Raw genomic sequence first — 17,394 nt, 5'->3', positions numbered from 1 at the left:
GGCTCCCAGTAGACGACTGGGTTGATAGGCCGGATATGGAAGCCCTGTGAGGGGTGGAGTTGACCGGTACTAATAGGCCGAGGGCTTGTCCTCAGACGCTCGCGTTCACTGTGTGGTTCCCGGGTAGCGAACAGCTATCGCCGGCGAACAAGGAAACACTTATCAATTGAAAAGTGTGTTTCGCTGAATACCCGATAGGGTTTCGGTGGTCATAGCGTGAGGGAAACGCCCGGTTACATTCCGAACCCGGAAGCTAAGCCTCACAGCGCCGATGGTACTGCAGGGGGGACCCTGTGGGAGAGTAGGACGCCGCCGAACAATTATTCAAAGGCCGCGGCCCCAGCGATTCGCTGGGGCCGCGGCCTTTTTTGTGTTTTACGAACGTGAACAAGTCCGGCAGGACAGGACTTCCGCCCAGACGCGGAGGGTCCCGACATGTCGGACAATGGAGAAGGTGCGCGGGCCAGGAGGCCGGCGCCGAAACCGCGTGAGCGCAGCGGGAGTTGCACGCACGGCCCGCGCGGTGAAGCTGAAGCAGCAGAAGGAGTCACCACGATGTCGAACCAGCCCCAGGACCGTCCCGAGCGTCGATCGGACGATGGCCGAGGCTACGAGCCCCGGTCCCGTGGGGGCTGGTCGAACGACCGTGGCGGCTCCCGCCGCGATGACCGTGACGACCGTCCCCGTCGTGACGACCGCCCGTCCGGTGGCGGTTTCAACCGTGACCGTGGCGACCGCCCGTCCGGTGGTGGCTTCAACCGTGACCGTGGCGACCGTCCCTCCGGCGGTGGCTTCCGCCGCGATGACCGCCCGTCCGGTGGTTACGGCCGTGACCGCGATGACCGCGGTGGCGACCGTCCGTCCGGCGGTGGCTTCCGTCGTGACGACCGCCCGTCCGGTGGCGGTTTCAACCGCGACCGTGACGACCGCGGTGGGGACCGTGGCGGTTTCCGTCGCGACGACCGTCCCTCCGGTGGCGGTTTCAACCGTGACCGTGGCGACCGCCCGTCCGGTGGTGGCTTCAACCGTGACCGTGGCGACCGCCCGTCCGGCGGTGGCTTCCGCCGCGATGACCGCCCGTCCGGTGGCGGTTTCCGTCGTGACGACCGGCCGAGCGGTTTCAACCGCGACCGTGACGACCGTCCGCGTCGTGACGACCGGCCCTCCGGTGGCGGCTTCAACCGTGATGACCGCGGTGGCGACCGCGGTGGTTTCCGTCGCGACGACCGCCCGTCCGGTGGTGGCTTCAACCGTGACCGTGGCGACCGCCCGTCCGGCGGTGACCGTGGCGGTTTCCGTCGCGACGACCGCGGTGGGGACCGTGGCGGCTTCCGTCGCGACGACCGTCCCTCCGGCGGCTACCGCGGTGGCGACGACCGCCACGACGACCGGGGCCGTCGGGACTACGACGACCGCCGGGGCAACTTCGAGCCCGTCAGGCGCCTGCCGATCCCGGAGGACGTCACCGGGTTCGAGCTGGACGCGGACGTGCGTCAGGAGCTCAAGAGCCTGCCCAAGACCCTTGCGGACGACGTCGCCCGCAACCTGGTGATGGTGGCCCGTCTGCTCGACGGCGACGCGGAGGAGGCCTACCAGTACTCGCGCGTCGCGCTCCGTTTGGCGTCCCGTGTGCCCGCCGTCCGTGAAGCGGCCGGTTTCGCCTCGTACATGACGCAGCGCTACTCCGAGGCGCTGACCGAGTTCCGCGCTGCCCGCCGGATGACCGGCCGGGCGGACCTGTGGCCGGTGATGGCCGACTGCGAGCGCGGTCTGGGCCGTCCGGAGCGGGCGCTGGCGATGGCCGGTGAGCCCGAGGTGAAGCAGCTGGACAAGTCGGGCCAGGTCGAGATGCGCCTGGTGGCGGCCGGTGCCCGCAGCGACATGGAGCAGTTCGACGCCGCCGTGGTGACCCTGCAGAGCCCGGAGCTGGCGTCCAGCTCGGTGCAGCCGTGGACCGCTCGCCTGCGGTACGCCTACGCCGAGGCGCTGATCGCGGCAGGCCGTGGCGACGAGGCCCGTGACTGGTTCGCCAAGGCGGCGGAGGCCGACACCGACGGCACCACCAACGCTGCGGAGCGGCTCGCCGAGATCGACGGCGTGGAGTTCACCGACGCGCTCGACCCGGAGCTGGCCGAGGAGGAGACCGAGAAGGCCGAGGCCCCGGCGAAGAAGCGCGGCGGCGAGGTTGCCGACGACCGCGTGATCTTCGAGGACGAGGAGGACGTCGAGGAGTTCTACGACGAGGACGACCTCGAGATCGACGACGAGTTCGACGGCGTGGTGCCCGAGCGCGCCCGCGCCGCCGAGGCCGAGGCGGTCAAGGCCGAGGCGGTCAAGGTCGAGGACACCGAGGTCGAGGACAAGGACGAGGCCAAGGGCTGAGCTGTCCCCCCGGCAACGCCGTGAGGCCCTGCCGTTCCCCGGGAGATCCGGGAACGGCAGGGCCTCACGGCGTCCGGGCCGCCGACGTGGCGTCGGCCCGGCGCGAGGTCAACCCAGCGCGAGGTTGCGCAGCACCAGTCCGGTGGCCGGCTTCGGCCCGAAGGAGGTGGACTTGCGCGGCATGGTGACGCCCTGTTCGGCCAGCCGTCGCACCACGCTCTCCCGGACGGGGTGCAGCAGGACGGCCGTGCCGCCGGTGCGGGCGGCCTCCTGCTCGGCGGCCAGGGCGGTGTGCAGGTAGCCGATGTCGTCCGGGCCGTCGGGGACGTGCCACGTGCGGTCGAGCAGGGTGGCGTGCAGGACGGTGGCGTCCAGGTGGCGCCACTCCTCGGGCCGGTCGCGCGGCACGGTGGCGTCCAGCAGGGCCTCATCGGGCTCGCCGAGCAGCCAGTAGACGCCGTCGCCGCCGGTCAGCACGAAGCCGTTGCCGCCGTGCCGCTTCTGTTCGGCGAGCGCCTGGAGCGCGGCCGGCAGCGGGCCGGGCACCTCCTTGACCTGCCACTGGTCGCCGAGCTTCTCCAGCGCCTCGGCCACCGGCAGCCGGTAGAGCACGCGGTGGATGGCGCGGACCCGCAGCGGATAGCGGGCGGTGTCCACCAGGAGCACCAGGCCGCGGTCCCAGGGGCTGCGCGGCAGGTGGCGGTGCTCGCGCTGGAGGCGCAGGTACATCTCCCAGCGGTGGTGGCCGTCGGCGATCAGCGCTCGGCAGGTGGCCAGGTCGCGGCTGATCTCGGCGATGTCGGCCGGGTCGGTGACGGCCCACAGGCGGTGGTGGGTGCCGTCGCTGGTGGCGGTGGAGAGCAGCGGCTCGCCCGCGACCGTCCGCTCGATCACGCCGGAGGCGCCGCCGTCACCCCGGTAGGTGAGCAGCAGCGGTTCGAGGTTGGCCCGGGTGGTGCGCATCAGGCCGACCCGGTCGGCGACCGGCCGGGGCATCACGTCCTCGTGGGGGAGGACGACGCCGGCCTCGCGGCCGCTCACCGCGAGGGCGCCGATCAGGCCGCGCTGGAGCAGTTCGGGGGAGTCGGCGGTGGCGGGCACCCGCTGCTCGTAGACGTAGATCGCGGGATCCGGGTCGGCGGCGAGGATCCCCTCGCGCTGCCAGGCGGCCAGCAGCCGCGCGGCGTGCCGGTACCGGGTGTCGCGGTCGGGCCGGTCGCCGGCGTCCTCGGGCTCGGGCCTGGGCAGGATCAGCCGGACCACGTTGTGCGGGTCGCCGGTCTCCAGGTCGAGCCGACGGCCCGGGTCGACGACGTCGTACGGCGGGGACATCACCGCGGCCAGGGCGCCGACCCGGTCGGGGACGTAGCGCAGGCCGCGGAAGGGGGACAGGGACAGGCCGGCGGTGGCGACGTGCCCGGGATCGCCGGGGCCGCCCTCGGGAGTCTCGACTCCGTCTTCTGCACTGGGTGTGCTCATTCTGGGCATCGTAACCGGGTACGCGTTGTTGAGAGATCGGAATGCCCGCGCCGAGCGGTGGGGCGGGTGTGCGACCGAGGGCGAGGTACGGCATGGACGACGGGCAGGAACGGGTGGACGGCAGCGGCCTTGCCGGGTCGGGCGGGCCGGTCGGTGCCACGGGCGGGGGCGCTCCGGCCGAGGGTGGCGGGCCGGTCGGCGGGGTGCCGTCGCAGAGCCGCTCCGGGGAGCCCACCGGGGACGTATACGACTGGTTCCGCCGGGGCGCGCGGCTGCTGGCGCAGGGGCATCCGGCGGCCGCCGAGCAGCTGCTGGCCCGGGCGGTGGCGGCCGAGCCGCACTCGCGCAGCATCCGGGAGGCGCTGGCCCGCGCCCAGTTCGACGCGGGTTCGTACGCGGCGGCGCTGGAGAACTTCCGGGCCGTGGCGCTGGCCGACCCGGCGGACGACTACGCTCAGTTCGGGTGGGGGGTCGCGGCGGCCCGGCTGGGCGACTTCGAGACCTCCGCCGAGCACCTGGCGCTCGCCGTGGCGATGCGGCCGGAGACCGACCACTACCGGGCGGCCCTGCGGCAGACCCGGGCGACGCTGGCGGCCCGGACCGGCGCGTACGGCCCGCTGCTGCCGGGGGCACCCGGGTACCTGGCGCCCCCGCCCGGTGCCGCGGACCCGGTCGGGGGAGAGCCGGAAGGCGGCGACGGCGGCGCCTGACCGGCCCGCGCCCGACCGATGGGCGTCCGACCGGCCGATGGCCGGCCGGTGGGCGCAGTGCCGCACCGCGCGGTGCGGCGCCGAGGTGAACGACGTGACCGACGACGTAGTGAATGAGGTAGCGCAGCCATGACCGAGACGGCCACCCCCGTGCGACGGACCGCCCCCGGCGGCAGCGAGCGGCCGCTGACCGAGGCCTACGACACGGCGCTGCTGGACCTGGACGGCGTGGTCTACGCGGGCGCGCACGCGATCGAGCACGCGGTGGCCGCGCTGGACGCCGCCCGGACGGCCGGGATGCGGCTCGCGTACGTGACCAACAACGCCTCCCGCCCGCCGCGCGTGGTGGCCGAGCACCTGACCGAGCTGGGCGTGCCGGCCGAGCCGGGGGACGTGATCAACTCGGCCCAGGCGGCCGCCCGGGTGGTCGCCGAGAAGGTCCCGGCCGGGGCGAAGGTACTGGTCGTGGGCGGTCTCGGGCTGGACGAGGCGCTGGCCGAGCAGGGCCTGGTCGCGGTCCGCTCGTTGGCTGACCAGCCGCTCGCGGTGGTCCAGGGCTTCGACCCCTCGGTGGGGTGGACGGACCTGGCGGAGGCCGCGTACGCGGTGCAGAGCGGGCTGCCGTGGGTCGCGTCCAACCTGGACCTGACGGTGCCGCGGGCGCGCGGGATCGCGCCGGGCAACGGCACGCTCGTGGCGGCGGTGCGGGCGGCGACCGGGGTGGAGCCGGAGGTGGCGGGCAAGCCGCTGCCGCCGATGCACCGGGAGACCGTGCTGCGTACCGGCGCGAAGCGGCCGCTGGTGGTCGGGGACCGGCTGGCCACCGACATCGAGGGCGCGTTCAACGGCGGGGTGGACAGTCTGCTGGTCTTCACCGGGGTGACCACCCCCGAGCTGCTGCTGGCGGCTCCGGTCGAGCACCGGCCGACCTACCTGGCGGCCGACCTGCGCGGACTGCTGGTCCCGCACGCGGCGGTGACGGCCCAGGCCGGCGGCTTCGCGTGTGGAGGCTGGGTCGTCGGCGTCGAGGGCGGCGCGCTGCGGCTGACCGGGTCCGGGGACCGCTGGGACGGCCTGCGGGCGCTGTGCGCGGCGGCGTGGACGGCGCTGGACGCGGGCGGCGAGCCGGTGGACGGACGGAAGACGCTGGCCGAGCTGGGCTTCTGAGCCCCGAGGCTTTCGAGTCCCGGGGTCCCGGAGGGCTTTACGGCCCCGAGGGCTTTGCGTCGCCGAGCTTTGCGTTCCTGAGGTTTCGTGGCGGGGCAGGCCGGGTTCAGAGCAGGGTGCGCAGCCGCAGCAGGTCGCGGAAGCCCGCCTCCAGCCGGACCCGGCCGCTCGCCCAGGCGGAGGCGAAGTTGAGCCGGCCGCCGACCAGCGCGACCAGGTCGTCGCTGCTCATGGTGAGCCGGATCTCGGCCTTCCCGGCGGGCGGGCCGGGCGTGGTGACCACGTCCTGGATCCGGCCCTCGCGCAGCCGCCCGGTGAAGGTCAGGTCGAGGTCGGTGATCCGGCAGCTGAGCGAGCGGTCGAGGGACGCGGCCTTGCGGACGTCACCGGTGGACTTCGCCATGTTCCGGCTGAGCTGCTCCAGCGCCTCCCGGCACTCCTCGGCGTTCGCCATGGGCGGCGGCTCCCTCCCGCGGTCGCTACGGTGCTGACTGCGGGCCACGGTACCTCAGCGGGGTTTTGGCGGTAGCGTCGTCAGTGGGTGCCCGGAACGGCTCGGGTACCGAGGGCGACGGAGCGACGCGCGTAGGCGATTGGGAGGCACCCGGATGCTGCCGAGGACGGTTCGGGGAGTGGTGGAGACCGCTGCCGAGGTGGTCGAGGAGGTCGGCAAGCGGGTCGTCGTGACGGCGGCCTCGATCCTGGAGAAGGCGGGGGTCGACGTCGCGGAGGTCGAGCGCCGGCTGGGCGGGGAGTTCCCGCCGTCGGCGAAGACGCTGCAGACCTTGGCGGGGGAGGCGGTCACCGCCGGGCTGGCCGGGGTGGACCTGGCGGTCGGGGTGGCACGCAACGAGGCGGAGAAGGTCTTCGAGAAGGTCGGTGACCAGGTCACCAAGGTCGGCGTGGTGCTGGCGTACCTGGAGAGCAAGCTGCGCGAGGTGGAGGAGGAGGTTCCGGCGGCGACGCCCGGCGAGGGTGCGTACGGTGCCGAGGAGCCGGTCCCTGCGCCGCGGGCGGACGACCTGTTCGGACGCGGCTGGGAGTACGAGGACGAGCCGTCGGCGGGCCGGTCGGCGGGGGAGCCGATAGTCGCCGAGCGGGTGGAGGTGGACGAGCCGGTCGAGGTCGATCCGCCGGTTCCGCCGGTGGCGCTGCTCGCGCCGACTCCGCCGCAGGAGCAGGAGCAGGAGCGGAAGGCGGCGCCGCGGAAGGCCGCCGCGCGGAAGACGGCGGCGAAGAAGGCGGCTCCGGCCGAGAAGCCCGCCGCGAAGAAGGCCGCGGCCAAGGAGAGCGCGGCCGAGAAGTCCGCCGCCAAGCGGACCGCCGCCAGGAAGACGACGACCGTCAAGAAGACCACCACCGCCGAGCAGTCCGCCGCGCAGTCCAAGGCGCCCGCGAAGCGCACGGCGACCAGGAAGACCACCGTCCGCAAGGCCACCAGCGCGAAGAAGCCCGATGCCCGAGACGAGTGAACCGGCCGGAGCGGCCGAGGCGGGCGCGCAGGCCCAGCAGGTGGAGCCGCTCGGCGTCGACCTGCTGCCCACCGGCCATCCCGCGGTGGACGCCGGACTGGCCCGGCTGGAGGCCTTGGACGGGGTCCCCGCCGAGGCGCACGTCGCGGTGTACGAAGATGTTCACCAGCGGCTCGCCGACACGCTGGCCGCGCTCGACCAGGAATGACCCGTGGGATCCGTAGGAGCTGAACACCAGTGGCAGTGGCACGACGCCGACTCGACGCGGAGCTGGTCCGCCGCAAGCTGGCCCGGTCGCGTGAGCACGCGTCCGAGCTGATCGCGGCCGGGCGGGTGACCGTCGGCGGCACCACCGCGACCAAGCCGGCCACCCAGGTGGAGACCTCGGCGGCGGTCGTGGTGGCCAAGGACGAGAACGACCCCGACTACGTCTCGCGCGGTGGCCACAAGCTCGCCGGGGCGTTCGCCGCCTTCGTGCCGCAGGGTCTGGTGGTCGAGGGCCGCCGGGCGCTGGACGCGGGCGCCTCCACCGGCGGGTTCACCGACGTGCTGCTGCGCGCCGGGGCGGCCGGCGTGCTGGCGGTGGACGTCGGGTACGGGCAGCTCGCCTGGTCGCTGCAGAGCGACGAGCGGGTCACCGTGATGGACCGCACCAATGTGCGCGAGCTGACCACGGACCTCATCGGCGGCATCCCGGTGGACCTCGTGGTGGGCGACCTGTCGTTCATCTCGCTGGGCCTGGTGCTCCCCGCCCTCGCCTCCTGCGCGGCCGAGGACGCTGACCTGGTGCTGATGGTCAAGCCGCAGTTCGAGATCGGCAAGGAGCGACTGGGCAGCGGCGGGGTGGTGCGCAGCCCGGAGCTGCGCGCCGAGATGGTGCGCCAGGTGGCCGGGCAGGCGTGGGCGCTCGGGCTGGGCGTGCGCGCCGTCACCGCGAGCCCCCTGCCGGGACCGTCCGGCAACGTGGAGTACTTCCTGTGGCTGCGCCGGGACGCCCCGCAGCTGGACCCCGCGGACGCGGACCGGGCCGTGGCGGAGGGGCCCCGATAGGGTGCTCAGCGGACGTCCGGCCCGTCATGCTGTATGGGGGCCGCACCGGGCCGAGGGTGACCCGGCAGGCGTGAGGGAGAGGGCAGCGGCATGAGCGATGAAGAACGTACGGTCTTCCTGATCGCGCACACCGGCCGGGAGGCGGCGCTGCGCAGCGTCGAGAGCCTGGTGCACGGGCTGCTGAAGGCCGGGCTCCGGATCAGACTGCTGGAGGCCGAGGCGGTCGACCTGGACCTGCCCGACGGCGTCGAGAAGGTGGCCGAGGGCCCCGGGGCCGCGGACGGCTGCGAGCTGATCCTGGTGGCCGGCGGGGACGGGACGCTGCTGCGCGGGGCCGAGCTGGCGCGCTCGCACGGGCTGCCGATGCTCGGGATCAACCTGGGCCGGGTGGGCTTCCTCGCCGAGGCCGAGCGGGACGACCTGGCCGTGGTGGTCGAGCGGGTGGTCGACGCCGACTACGAGGTCGAGGAGCGGATGACGATCGACGTCATCGTCCGCACCAACGGCGACGTGCTGCACGAGGACTGGGCGTTGAACGAGGCCTCGATCGAGAAGGCGTCCCGGGAGCGGATGCTGGAGGTGGTGACCGAGGTGGACGGCCGCCCGGTCTCCAACTTCGGCTGCGACGGCGTGGTGTGCGCGACGCCGACCGGCTCCACGGCGTACGCGTTCTCCGGCGGCGGGCCGGTGGTGTGGCCGGAGGTCGAGGCGCTGCTGATGGTGCCGATCTCGGCGCACGCGCTGTTCGCCCGGCCGCTGGTGACCTCGCCCGAGTCGGTGCTGGCCGTCGAGGTGCAGCCGAAGACCCCGCACGGCGTGCTCTGGTGCGACGGGCGGCGTTCGGTCGAACTGCCCGCCGGGGCGCGGGTGGAGGTCCGCCGGGGACGGACCCCGGTGCGGCTGGCCAGACTGCACCGGGCGCCGTTCACCGACCGGCTGGTGGCCAAGTTCGCGCTGCCCGTGACGGGTTGGCGCGGCCGGGCGGACCACCAGTAGGACGAGCCGCACTACAACGGACCGGGAGGGCCGGCCGTCGACGGTCCGTCAGACCGCCAGCGGCTGGGCCTCGTCGGCCGAGCCGAGCCGACCGCCGGCCGCCGCGCGGGCGGCCGTCGCGGCGAGGCGTTCGACGGCGGCCGGAACGGCCACGGCGGGCACGGTGAGCGGGATCCGGATGTGGTGCTCGAACGCGCCGTCCGAGCCGAAGCGGCTGCCCGAGGCGATCCGCACCCCGTCGCGTTCCCCGACCTGCGCCAGTGCCGCGCCGGACAGGCCGCCGGTGGAGACCCAGAGCGCGAGCCCGCCGGTCGGCATCGGGAAGGTCCAGCCGGGCAGTCGCTCGGGCAGCACGGCGGCGAAGGCGTGTGCGGCGGCCCGCAGCCGGTCCAGCTGGTGCGCCCGGACGGCGGCCAGGGGTTCGCCCAGCAGCTCGGCGGCGATCAGCTGGTCCAGCACCGGGGTGCCGACGTCGCTGTAGACCCGCTCGCCGGCCAGCCGGCGCACCAGCGCGGGCGCGGCCCGGACCCAGCCGATCCGCAGACCGCCCCAGAGGAGCTTGCCGGCCGAGCCGACGGTGACCACCTGGGCGGACCGGCCCAGCGCCGCCATCGGGCGCGGCAGCGGCTCGGACTCCGGTACGCCCCAGCCGAGTTCGGCGGTGGTCTCGTCCACCAGCACGATGCTCCCGGCGGCCCGGGCGGCGGCCAGCAACTCGCGGCGCTGCTCCTCGCCGATCAGCGCGCCGGTCGGGTTGTGGAAGTCCGGGATCACGTAGGCGAGCTTGGGGGCGGCGCCGCGCAGCACCCGCTGCCACTCCGGGAGGTCCCACCTCGTCGTGGGGTGGTAGGCGTACGGCACCGGGACCAGGCGGGCGCCGGACAGCCGCAGGGCCTGCAGGGTGTGCGCGTAGCTGGGGGCCTCGACGGCGACCCGGTCGCCGCGGCCGACCAGCGCCCGCTGGACCAGGTGCAGGCCGCCCATCGCGCCGGTGGTGATCAGGATCTGGTCGGGTGTGGTGGGCAGCCCGCGCTCGGTGTAGCGGCGGGCGACGGCCTCGCGCAGCACCGGGACGCCGGTGGGGTAGTGGCCGTGCCCGGAGGCGTAGTACGGCAGCTGTTCGACGGCCCGGGCGGCGGCGGCGCCGAGCCAGGGCTGCGGGGCGGGCGGTGCGGCGACGCCGAGGTCCAGGGTGCGGCCCTGCTCGTCCGGCGGGACGGGGTGCAGGGCGTCGCCGGGCGGCGGGGCGCCCTCGGGCAGGGCGGTCCAGCTGCCCGCGCCGCGCCGGCTGTGCAGGTAGCCGTCGCCGCGCAGCGTCTCGTACGCGGTGGCGACGGTGGTGCGGCTCAGTTCCAGGGCGGTGGCCAGCTCGCGTTCGGCGGGCAGGCGGGCGCCGACCGGCAGCCGGCCCTCGGTGACCAGCAGCCGGATCTGCCCGGCGAGGGTGCGGTAGGCGGGGCGGCGGGCGGCGGCCGGTTCGGGGAGCCGGGCGGTGGCGAGCAGCCGGGCCAGCGCGGGCGGGGTGACGGTGGTGTGCCAGTCGGCCATGGAGATCAGTCCACTTGCTCTGGATTGGCCCTGGAGGGCGTCGTTTTGGCCCGGTCATCATGGCAGAGTGGCCGTGCCGGCCGCCACCACCGGGCCGCCCGGAGGTGCAGCACCATCGCAGGAGCACCCTTGGCCAGCACGACCACACCCGTTCCGACCGCGCCCGTACCCGCCACCGGGAAGGCCTCCCTCGCGGTCCGCGTCCTCGGCGACACCCACGGCCTGGGCCGCCGGATCCCGCAGCTGTTCGCCGGCCTCGCCCTGTACGGCGTGAGCATGGCGCTGATGCTCCGCTCCGGCCTCGGCCTCGACCCCTGGGACGTCCTGCACCAGGGTCTGCAGCGCAGCGTCGGCCTCTCGGTCGGTGCCTGGGTGACCATCTGCGGCGCCCTGGTGCTGCTGCTGTGGATACCGCTGCGCCAGCGTCCGGGGCTGGGCACCGTCGCCAACGTGCTGGTGATCGGCGCGGCGATGGACCTCACGCTGCGGATCGTCGACGACTTCGCGGCCCTGCCCGCCCGGATCGCCGTGACGGCCGCCGCGATCGTGCTCAACGGCCTGGCCAGCGGCCTCTACATCGGTGCCCGCCTCGGCCCCGGCCCGCGCGACGGTCTGATGACCGGCCTGCACCGGCGCACCGGCCGCTCGCTGCGGCTGATCCGCACCGGCATCGAGCTGACCGTTCTGGCCGCCGGCCTGCTGCTCGGCGGCACCGCCGGGGTCGGCACCGTCGCGTACGCGCTGGCCATCGGCCCGCTGGTGCAGATCTTTCTGCCCTGGTGCACCGCGCCGACGCCCGCGCGAAACTCCCGGAAGGGGTGAATTTCGGGGCACGGAGTTGCCGCCCGCCGTTGCCGCTCGTCGCGCGCCGGGGGCGGAACCTCGTAAGGTCGTCTCCGTGTTGGACGAGATGCGGATACGGGATCTAGGGGTCATCGACGACGCGGTGGTCGAACTCGCCCCCGGCTTCACCGCCGTGACCGGTGAGACCGGCGCCGGCAAGACCATGGTCGTCACCAGCCTCGGCCTGCTGCTCGGCGGGCGAGCCGACCCGGGCCTGGTGCGCAACGGCACCGGACGGGCCGTCGTCGAGGGCCGACTGGAACTGCCCGCCGACTCCCCGGTGGCGGCCCGCGCCGTCGAGGCCGGGGCCGAACTGGACGACGGAGCCCTGCTGATCAGCCGGACCGTCTCCGCCGAGGGCCGCTCCCGGGCGTACGTCGGCGGTCGGGCCGTCCCGGTCGGGCTGCTCGCCGAACTCGGCGAGGACCTGATCGCCGTGCACGGCCAGACCGACCAGCAGCGCCTGCTGCGCCCGGCCCGCCAGCGCGGCGCGCTGGACCGGTACGCGGGCGGGGCGGTGACCGAGCCGCTGGCCCGCTACCGGGAGACCTACCGCGTTCTGCGCGAGGTCTCGGCGACCCTGGAGGAGCTGACCACCCGGGCCCGCGAGCGCGCCCAGGAGGCCGACCTGCTGCGCTTCGGGCTGGACGAGATCGCCGCCGCCGAGCCGGTGGCCGACGAGGACGTCGAGCTCGCGGCCGAGGCCGAGCGGCTCGGTCACGCCGACGCGCTGTCCTCCGCCGCGACCCTTGCGCACGCCGCGCTGGCCGGCGACCCGGCCGACCCGGAGGCCCTGGACGCCGGCACCCTGCTCGCGCAGTCCCGCCGCGCCCTGGACGCCGTGCGCCACCACGACGAGCGCCTGGCCGCCCTCGCCGACCGGCTCAACGAGGTCGGCTACCTGCTCGCCGACGTGGCCGGCGACCTGGCCGGCTACGCCGACGACCTGGACGCCGACCCGGTGCGCCTGGCCGCCGTCGAGGACCGCCGGGCCGTGCTGTCCCAACTGCTGCGCAAGTACGGCGGCGAGGACAACACCCTCGCCGAGGTGATCGCCTGGGCCGAGGCCGGCGCCCTCCGGCTCGCCGAACTCGACGGAGACGACGACCGGATCGACGAGCTCGGCGCCCGGGAGACCGAGCTGCGGACCGAGCTGGCCGAACTCGCGGCCGAGGTGTCGGCCGCCCGGCAGGCCGCGGCCGGGCGCTTCGCCGAAGCCGTGTCCGCCGAACTCGCCGAACTGGCCATGCCGCACGCCCGGGTGACCTTCTCGCTCAGCCAGGTCGACGACCTGGGCGGGATCGAGGTCGGCGGCCGCACCGTCGCGTACGGCCCGCACGGCGTGGACGAGGTCGAGGTGCTGCTCGCCCCGCACCCGGGCGCCCAGCCCCGGCCGATCGCCAAGGGTGCCTCCGGCGGTGAGCTGTCCCGCGTGATGCTCGCCGTCGAGGTGGTCTTCGCGGGCGCCGACCCCGTCCCGACCTACCTGTTCGACGAGGTGGACGCGGGCGTCGGCGGCAAGGCCGCGGTCGAGATCGGCCGACGGCTGGCCAAACTGGCCGAGTCCGCCCAGGTCGTGGTCGTCACCCACCTCCCGCAGGTCGCCGCGTTCGCGGACCGGCACCTGGTGGTGGAGAAGACCAACGACGGCACCGTGACCCGCAGCGGTGTCAAGGTGCTGAACGACGAGGAGCGGGTGCGCGAACTCTCCAGGATGCTGGCCGGCCTGGAGGACTCGGAGCTGGGCCGCGCCCACGCCGAGGAGCTGCTGGCCGCCGCCCGGGCCCCGCGCCACCGGTAGCCGACGGCGGCGGCCCCGCGGATCGTCGGCGACGCGCCCCGGGTGGCGCCGACTGTCCAAGAGGGCCGCCGACCTGGCATGGTGGCCGCTGGACACTGGCTTCCCAGCCCCGAGCGCCGCCCGGCGGGCAACCCTCGCGAAGCGGCGCGCGAACCTGATCGAGTCGGATGCGAGACGACGTGGACCATTCCGCCGCCCGGGCCACCGCGGCCGCCCCGGAACCGGGGCAGATGCACGTGGTACTCGTCCTGGCCGCCAGCACCGGCGGCATCGGTGCGCACGTGCGCTCCCTGGCCCAGGGCCTGGTCGCGCACGGAGTGATCGTCACGGTCTGCGCGCCGGCCGGCACGGACGCCCTGTTCGGCTTCTCCCGCACGGGCGCCAGGTTCCACACCGTCGACATCACCCCCACCGCGGGCGCCCGTAGCGACGCCACCGCGATCGGCGAGCTGCGCCGGGCCTTCACCGGCGCGGACGTGGTGCACGCCCACGGGCTGCGCGCCGGGCTGCTCTCCGACCTCGCGCTGCGCACCGCAGGCCGCTTCCCGGGCCTGCGCCCGGAGACCCCGCTGGTGGTCACCTCGCACCACGCGCTGCTGGCCACCGGCATGGAGCGCCGCCTGCAGCGGCTGATGGAACGCCGGGTCGCGCGCGCCGCCGACCTGGTCCTCGGCGCCTCCTCCGACCTGGTCGCCCGGGCCCGCGAACTGGGCGCCACCGACGCCCGGCTGGGTCCGGTGGCCGCCCCGCCGATGCCCGAGGGCCGGCTCGGCCGGGCCGAGGCGCGGGCCGCGCTGCTCGGTGCGGGCCCGGACCGCCCGCTGGTGCTGGCGGTGGGCCGGCTCGTCCCGCAGAAGGCTTTCGGGCTGCTGCTGGACGCCACCCGGGAGCTGTCCGCCCTGGACCCGGAGCCGCTGGTGCTGCTCGCCGGGGACGGCCCGGAGGCGGGCGCGCTGCGCGAGCGGGTGGCAGCCGAGAAGCTGCCGGTGCGGCTGCTCGGCTACCGCACCGACGTGCCCGACCTGCTGGCCGCCGCCGACGTGGTGGTAGTCCCCAGCCGCTGGGAGGCCCGCTCGCTGGTGGTGCAGGAGGCGATGCGGGCCGGCGTGCCGGTGGTCGCCACCGCCGTCGGCGGCATCCCCGAACTGGTCGGCGACGCCGCCGTGCTGGTGCCCTCCGGCGACCCGGCCGCGCTCGGCGGCGAGGTGCGCGGGCTGCTGTCCGACCCGGTCCGCCGCGAGCGGCTGGTGGCGGCCGGCCGGCAGCAGGCCGAGACCTGGCCGGACGAGGCGGCCACTGTCGCCCAGGTGCTCAGCACGTACGACGAGCTGGTCCAGCGCGGCTAGGGCGGCTAGGGCGGGTGGGGCCTGTCCTCGGGAGGACAGGCCCCCACACCGTCAGACCGTCGCCTGCTCGACCCGGTCGGCGGCCAGGCCGTCCGGCTGGGCGGACAGGTAGGCGGCGCCGCAGGCGGTCAGCCGCAGGGCGGTGTCGATCAGCGGGACGTGGCTGAAGGCCTGCGGGAAGTTGCCGACCTGGCGCTTGAGCCGCGGGTCCCACTCCTCGGCGAGCAGGCCGATGTCGTTGCGCAGCGAGAGCAGCCGGTCGAACAGGTCACGGGCCTCCTGCACCCGGCCGATCATGGCGAGGTCGTCGGCCAGCCAGAACGAGCAGGCCAGGAAGGCGCCCTCGTGGCCGGACAGGCCGTCCACGTTGTTGCCGCTCTCGTCGTGGGTGGGGTAGCGCAGCACGAAGCCGTCCTCGGTGGACAGTTCGCGCTGGATCGCCTCGATGGTGCCGATCACCCGCTTGTCGTCCGGCGGCAGGAAGCCGACCTGGGGGATGAGCAGCAGCGAGGCGTCCAGCTCCCTGCCGCCGTAGTACTGGGTGAAGGTGTTGCGCTCCGGGTCGTAGCCCTTGTCGCAGACGTCCCGGTGGATGGTGTCGCGCAGCTCGCGCCAGCGCTCCAGGTGGCCGTCGGCGGGGGCGTCCTCGGGGGTCTGCTCCAGCAGCTTGATGGTGCGGTCGACGGCGACCCAGGCCATCACCTTGGAGTGGACGAAGTGCCGGCGCGGGCCGCGGACCTCCCAGATGCCCTCGTCCGGCTCCTGCCAGTGCTCCTCCAGGTAGTCGATGAGGCGCAGCTGCAGGTGGTGGGCGTGGTCGTTGCGGACCAGGCCGGTCATGTGGGCCAGGTGAAGGGCCTCCACGACCTCGCCGTAGACGTCGAGCTGGAGCTGTCCGGCGGCGCCGTTGCCGACCCGGACGGGCTGCGAGCCCTCGTAGCCGGGCAGCCAGTCCAGCGAGGACTCGGTGAGCTCGCGCTCGCCCGCGATGCCGTACATGATCTGCAGGTTCTCCGGGTCGCCCGCGACGGCGCGCAGCAGCCACTCGCGCCAGGCCTTGGCCTCCTCGCGGTAGCCGGTGCGCAGCAGGGAGGAGAGCGTGATCGCGGCGTCGCGCAGCCAGGTGTAGCGGTAGTCCCAGTTGCGCTCGCCGCCGATGTCCTCGGGCAGCGAGGTGGTGGGGGCGGCGACGATGCCGCCGGTGGGGGCGTAGGTGAGGCCCTTGAGGGTGATCAGGGAGCGGATCACGGCCTCGCGGTAGGGGCCCTGGTAGGTGCACTGGTCGGCCCACTCGTGCCAGAAGTCGGCGGTGGCGTCGAGCATCTCCTCGGCGTCCGGGGCCGTGGGCGCCTCCAGGTGGGAGGCCTGCCAGGTGAGGGCGAAGGCGATCCGCTCACCGGCGGTGACGGTGAAGTCGGCGTAGGTGGTGAGGTTGCGGCCGTAGGTGTCGGCCGCGCCGTCCAGCCAGACCGAGTCGGGCCCGGCGACGGCGACGGTGCGGTGGTTGCCGTCGGCCTGCTCGACCCGGTGCACCCAGGGCACGATGCGGCCGTACGAGAAGCGCATCCGCACCGCAGAGCGCATCCGGACGGTGCCGACCACGCCCTCGACGATCCGGATCACCTGGGGGACGGCGTCGCGGCCGGCCAGCGGGCGCGGCGGCATGAAGTCGATTACCCGGACGGTGCCGCCCTGGGTGTCCCACTCCTGCTCGAGGATCAGCGAGTCGCCCCGGTATCGGCGGCGGTCCGCGGGCACGGCGGGGGCGGAGGCGGTGGGCGGGGGCACGCGCAGGTCGGCGGTGTCGGCGACGCGGAGCCGGCTCGCGCCGGTGGGGGCCGCGCCGGTGGGGGCCGTGGCAGTGGGGGCCGTGGCGGCGGGGGCGGGGACCTCGGTCAGGACGGCTTCGGCGGGCCCGATCCGCCAGAAGCCGTGTTCATCGGTGCCGAGCAGGCCGGCGAACACGGCCGGCGAGTCGAAGCGGGGCAGGCAGAGCCAGTCCACCGCGCCGTCCCTGCTGACCAGGGCAGCGGTCTGCATGTCCCCGATGAGTGCGTAGTCCTCGATACGGCCGGCCACGTGGATCTCCAGTTCGCAATGTGGTCAGGGCATCGGCGAGCGGAGAGAGCGAGCGGTCTGCGGGGCCGGGGGTCCACCCCGGGACGTCCGGCCTGCCGGGGGTGGTGGCAGGCCTTGCTGGAGTGTCCGCGCGGGGCTCTTCGAGCCCCTGGGTGGGTGGGGATGAGCTGAAATTACGGGGAGGTCCGGTCGCGCATCGGGGACCGGGAGTGTCCTGACGCTCCCACGCCCTCCGCGTGCTCGTGCTGTCGGCGATGCGTCCGAGCAGCTTACGACGGACGAAAGGGGCGAAGCACGCGGGCGCAGCCCGATGTGGCGCCGCAATTCGGCGGAAATGCCGTGCATCGCGGGGGCGTGGCGCAGGATGGTCCGGAAGGATCACCTCCGGGTGGCCTTTACGGAGGAGCCGCCATGACCCGGACGGAAGCCGCGGCCTGGCCCGGTCCGGTAGGTTGTGCGACCGGTGTGACGCATGCGGCGGATGATGCGCTGGTGGTGCGCCCGGCGTGCGCCTCCGGAGT

Annotated in this window: 14 protein-coding genes, 2 rRNA genes and 1 pseudogene; 13 read left to right on the top strand and 4 right to left on the bottom strand. The window is 74.5% G+C overall.

Annotated elements, in window-relative coordinates; all coding sequences use genetic code 11:
• From ACIBEC_RS31180 to ACIBEC_RS31165, 4 genes and pseudogenes are all read left to right on the top strand, one after another.
• A 23S ribosomal RNA gene (locus tag ACIBEC_RS31180) occupies window positions 1-93 on the top strand; the annotation flags it as partial.
• A 108-nt stretch (window positions 94-201) separates the two neighbouring features.
• A 5S ribosomal RNA gene (rrf, locus tag ACIBEC_RS31175) occupies window positions 202-318 on the top strand.
• 318 nt (window positions 319-636) lie between these two features.
• Window positions 637-1,422, top strand: a pseudogene (locus ACIBEC_RS31170) (hypothetical protein); the annotation flags it as partial.
• A 21-nt stretch (window positions 1,423-1,443) separates the two neighbouring features.
• Window positions 1,444-2,382 (top strand): hypothetical protein, encoded by a 939-nt coding sequence (locus tag ACIBEC_RS31165; RefSeq protein ID WP_396289409.1) that lies wholly within the window; start codon window positions 1,444-1,446, stop codon window positions 2,380-2,382.
• Between the two features lie 108 nt (window positions 2,383-2,490).
• Here the strand turns inward: ACIBEC_RS31165 and ACIBEC_RS31160 are convergent, their stop codons facing one another.
• The gene (locus ACIBEC_RS31160) at window positions 2,491-3,861 is read right to left on the bottom strand and encodes a DUF1015 domain-containing protein (RefSeq protein WP_360500450.1); all 1,371 of its coding nucleotides are present in this window, start codon (window positions 3,859-3,861) and stop codon (window positions 2,491-2,493) included.
• A gap of 92 nt (window positions 3,862-3,953) precedes the next feature.
• Between ACIBEC_RS31160 and ACIBEC_RS31155 the strand changes: the two genes are divergently transcribed.
• Together ACIBEC_RS31155 and ACIBEC_RS31150 are read left to right on the top strand one after the other, a co-directional pair.
• Complete coding sequence (locus ACIBEC_RS31155; RefSeq protein WP_360500453.1) at window positions 3,954-4,571, top strand: tetratricopeptide repeat protein; 618 nt, start codon at window positions 3,954-3,956, stop codon at window positions 4,569-4,571.
• Between the two features lie 129 nt (window positions 4,572-4,700).
• Window positions 4,701-5,738, top strand: a complete 1,038-nt coding sequence (locus tag ACIBEC_RS31150) for an HAD-IIA family hydrolase (protein ID WP_360500455.1) — start codon at window positions 4,701-4,703, stop codon at window positions 5,736-5,738.
• 106 nt (window positions 5,739-5,844) lie between these two features.
• On the opposite strand, the gene ACIBEC_RS31145 is transcribed toward ACIBEC_RS31150, so the two are convergent.
• Window positions 5,845-6,192: an SCP2 sterol-binding domain-containing protein gene (locus ACIBEC_RS31145; protein ID WP_360500458.1), complete on the bottom strand. Its 348-nt coding sequence runs from the start codon at window positions 6,190-6,192 to the stop codon at window positions 5,845-5,847.
• A 178-nt stretch (window positions 6,193-6,370) separates the two neighbouring features.
• Between ACIBEC_RS31145 and ACIBEC_RS31140 the strand changes: the two genes are divergently transcribed.
• The 4 genes from ACIBEC_RS31140 to ACIBEC_RS31125 all read left to right on the top strand — a co-directional run bounded on the left by ACIBEC_RS31140 (window position 6,371) and on the right by ACIBEC_RS31125 (window position 9,256).
• Window positions 6,371-7,210, top strand: coding sequence for a hypothetical protein (locus tag ACIBEC_RS31140; protein WP_360500461.1), 840 nt, complete (start codon window positions 6,371-6,373; stop codon window positions 7,208-7,210).
• On the top strand, window positions 7,194-7,418 hold the full coding sequence (locus ACIBEC_RS31135) for a hypothetical protein (RefSeq protein ID WP_360500463.1): 225 nt from the start codon (window positions 7,194-7,196) through the stop codon (window positions 7,416-7,418). Before ACIBEC_RS31140 ends, ACIBEC_RS31135 begins: the two co-directional genes overlap by 17 nt.
• Window positions 7,419-7,453: 35 nt before the next feature.
• A complete protein-coding gene (locus ACIBEC_RS31130) occupies window positions 7,454-8,260 on the top strand; it encodes a TlyA family RNA methyltransferase (RefSeq protein ID WP_360500719.1) in 807 nt (268 codons plus the stop codon).
• A gap of 90 nt (window positions 8,261-8,350) precedes the next feature.
• Entirely contained in the window at window positions 8,351-9,256 is a 906-nt protein-coding gene (locus ACIBEC_RS31125; RefSeq protein WP_360500466.1) for an NAD kinase, read from the top strand.
• 48 nt (window positions 9,257-9,304) lie between these two features.
• Here the strand turns inward: ACIBEC_RS31125 and ACIBEC_RS31120 are convergent, their stop codons facing one another.
• A complete protein-coding gene (locus tag ACIBEC_RS31120; RefSeq protein WP_360500469.1) occupies window positions 9,305-10,804 on the bottom strand; it encodes a PLP-dependent aminotransferase family protein in 1,500 nt (499 codons plus the stop codon).
• Window positions 10,805-10,933: 129 nt separating this feature from the next.
• Here ACIBEC_RS31120 and ACIBEC_RS31115 point away from each other — a divergent pair, with 129 nt between their 5' ends.
• The 3 genes from ACIBEC_RS31115 to ACIBEC_RS31105 all read left to right on the top strand — a co-directional run bounded on the left by ACIBEC_RS31115 (window position 10,934) and on the right by ACIBEC_RS31105 (window position 14,794).
• The gene (locus ACIBEC_RS31115; protein WP_396289401.1) at window positions 10,934-11,626 is read left to right on the top strand and encodes a YitT family protein; all 693 of its coding nucleotides are present in this window, start codon (window positions 10,934-10,936) and stop codon (window positions 11,624-11,626) included.
• An 88-nt stretch (window positions 11,627-11,714) separates the two neighbouring features.
• Window positions 11,715-13,448, top strand: coding sequence for a DNA repair protein RecN (recN, locus tag ACIBEC_RS31110; protein WP_360500724.1), 1,734 nt, complete (start codon window positions 11,715-11,717; stop codon window positions 13,446-13,448).
• Window positions 13,449-13,627: 179 nt separating this feature from the next.
• Window positions 13,628-14,794: a glycosyltransferase family 4 protein gene (locus ACIBEC_RS31105; RefSeq protein WP_360500471.1), complete on the top strand. Its 1,167-nt coding sequence runs from the start codon at window positions 13,628-13,630 to the stop codon at window positions 14,792-14,794.
• Between the two features lie 51 nt (window positions 14,795-14,845).
• On the opposite strand, the gene ACIBEC_RS31100 is transcribed toward ACIBEC_RS31105, so the two are convergent.
• A complete protein-coding gene (locus tag ACIBEC_RS31100; protein WP_360500474.1) occupies window positions 14,846-16,873 on the bottom strand; it encodes a glycoside hydrolase family 15 protein in 2,028 nt (675 codons plus the stop codon).
• Window positions 16,874-17,394 lie beyond the last annotated feature (521 nt).

Source organism: Kitasatospora sp. NPDC051164, from assembly GCF_044455625.1.
GTDB lineage: Bacteria > Actinomycetota > Actinomycetes > Streptomycetales > Streptomycetaceae > Kitasatospora.
The sequence above is the reverse complement of the archived record's forward strand: the minus strand, read 5'-3'. Positions and strand labels throughout refer to the sequence as shown.